Source organism: Phytoactinopolyspora halophila (assembly GCF_003287285.1).
Lineage (GTDB): Bacteria > Actinomycetota > Actinomycetes > Jiangellales > Jiangellaceae > Phytoactinopolyspora_A > Phytoactinopolyspora_A halophila.
The window spans coordinates 1-2,194 of the sequence record NZ_QMIG01000060.1 but is presented as its reverse complement, the minus strand read 5'-3'; the positions used below and the strand labels follow the sequence as shown (position 1 = coordinate 2,194).

Sequence of the window (2,194 nt, the reverse complement as noted above, 5' to 3'; positions counted from 1 at the left end):
GCGGCGTCTTTGTATGCCACCAGCTCGGACATCACGCTACGCACCGGATCCATCTCCTCACCGCCGAGGTACAGCAACGACGCTGCTTTCACGTTGCGGATCAGTTGCCGTCCGATGGGGTGGCGTTCGGTGTGGTAGGTGTCGAGCAGCCCGTCGGGTGCCCAGCCGTTGACCGTTGCCGCCAGTTTCCAGCCCAGATTCACCGCGTCCTGCAGGCCGGCGCTGAGTCCCCATGCGGCCAGTGGTGGTATTTCGTGGGCGGCGTCGCCTGCCAGGAACACCCGGCCGCGCCGATACTCGGCGGCCAAGCTGGCCGCGTTGCCACACGCCCAGAGCCAGTGTGCCTGCGCGTGGTGGATGGATTCGCCGGTGAGCCGCTGCCACGCGTCAGCGACCTGCCTGAACGTCAGTGCTTCGGAATCCGGGTGAGGGGGCAAACTCGCGTCGTGGATCACGACGCGGTAGCGGCCCTCGCCCAGAGGGGTGCACAGCACCATGTTGCCGCCAGGAAGGCGTTCGCCGATAGGCCGTGGGCGCAGCGTGACCCCGGTGATCTCGGCGGTATACATGCCCCGGGTGGATGCCGAGCCGGGGAAGTCGATGCCGGCCAGCTTGCGGATGGTGCTGCGGCCGCCGTCGCATCCGACCAGGTAGCTGGCGGTGTCCTCGCCGGGACCGTCGGGCCCGTCGAAGGAGACGGCGATGCCGTGCGGTGTCTCGCGGAAACCCGTCACCTCGTATCCGCGCCGCACCGGCACGCCGAGCTCGCCCAGCCAGCCTTCCAGCATTTCTTCGGTCTTGGCCTGGGACAGACCCAGGACCCCGCTGTGGTCGTCATCCAGCATGCCGAGATCGAACCGGACGCCACCGAAGTGCCCCATCGGGCCCCACACGTAATCGCCCAACCGGGAGAGCAGCCCGCGCTGGTCCAGCGATTCGGCGGCCCGCCTGTTGAAGCCGAGGGCGCGGGATTCACCGGTCCGTGTTGTCAGCTTGTCGTATACGACGACATCCGCCCCGCCCAGGTGGATTTCGCCCGCGAGCATCAAACCGACCGGCCCGGCACCAGCAACTATCACGCCTTTTTTCATTTCCTACCCTCTGCCCGGAAATCGAATTTCATCGTCAAAATACACATCATCATTTCTGGGTGCATTACGATTCCGGCTGGCTGGCCGACTGTTCGACTGCGGATTTCGCGCGGTTGAACCGGCCCGGACGAAACTGGTTCCACAACAATCGAGTGAAAGATTCGGCGAGCGTAATGCAAGCCTCCTACGACAGAAAGGGACACCAGAGGTGCCAGTGGAGAAAATCGCGCTCGTCACGGGCGCCAACAAGGGCATCGGATTCGAGATAGCGCGGCAACTGGGCGAACGGGGAAACGTCATCCTCGTCGGCGCCAGGGACGAGGTGCGCGGCACGCATGCGGCCGACGCCCTGGCGGGTCGTGGCATCTCCGCGAGGCCAGTGCGAATCGACGTGACGGATGCCACGTCCATAGCCGACGCCAAGATCCAGATCATGCGACTCTACGGTCGCCTGGACATCCTGGTGAACAACGCCGGCATCGCCGGCGGCTTCACCGGAGCGCCCAGCGAGGCGACGGCTGACGACATGCGGGAGGTGTACGAGACCAATGTCTTCGGTGTGGTGTCCGTGACCAATGCGATGCTGCCGCTGCTTCACCGCGCAGAAGCCGGGCGGATTGTCAACATGTCCAGCCACGTGGGCTCACTGACCCTGAACTCGGATCCGGAATCCCCATTCGCGGATCTCAACTTGCTCGCCTACCAGTCCTCGAAAACCGCGTTGAATGCCATCACGGTCGCCTACGCGAAAGAACTGCGGGGAACTCCGATCAAAGTCAACGCGGCCCACCCGGGAGTGGTAGCCACGGACATCAACCACCATCGGGGACAACGGACTCCCTCGGAGGGGGCCGTGATCGCCGTCCGGCTCGCGCTGCTGGACGATGCGGGACCGTCGGGAGCAAGCCTGGCGGAGGAGGGACCCGTTCCCTGGTAGCCGGTACAGCCATGACGTCGCGGGCGCCGGGTGTGCGGCGGCTGGCGCGACGGATCACCCGGTCAGGAGGTACACGGCGCATCTGATCTGCGGGTCGGGTCGGGGTTGGGGTGGGTGGTTTACCCGCTCTCGACTGTGGCTAGAGGGGTGCGGGTCACGCTCGTGG

The 2,194-nt window shown here is 65.5% G+C and carries 2 protein-coding genes; one reads left to right on the top strand and one right to left on the bottom strand.

Features of this window, described 5'->3' with window-relative positions:
* On the bottom strand, nucleotides 1-1,091 hold a 1,091-nt coding region (locus DPM12_RS22605; RefSeq protein WP_112260601.1), incomplete at its 3' end, for an FAD-dependent monooxygenase.
* A 208-nt stretch (nucleotides 1,092-1,299) separates the two neighbouring features.
* Between DPM12_RS22605 and DPM12_RS22600 the strand changes: the two genes are divergently transcribed.
* Complete coding sequence (locus DPM12_RS22600) at nucleotides 1,300-2,028, top strand: SDR family oxidoreductase (RefSeq protein ID WP_112260600.1); 729 nt, start codon at nucleotides 1,300-1,302, stop codon at nucleotides 2,026-2,028.
* Nucleotides 2,029-2,194 lie beyond the last annotated feature (166 nt).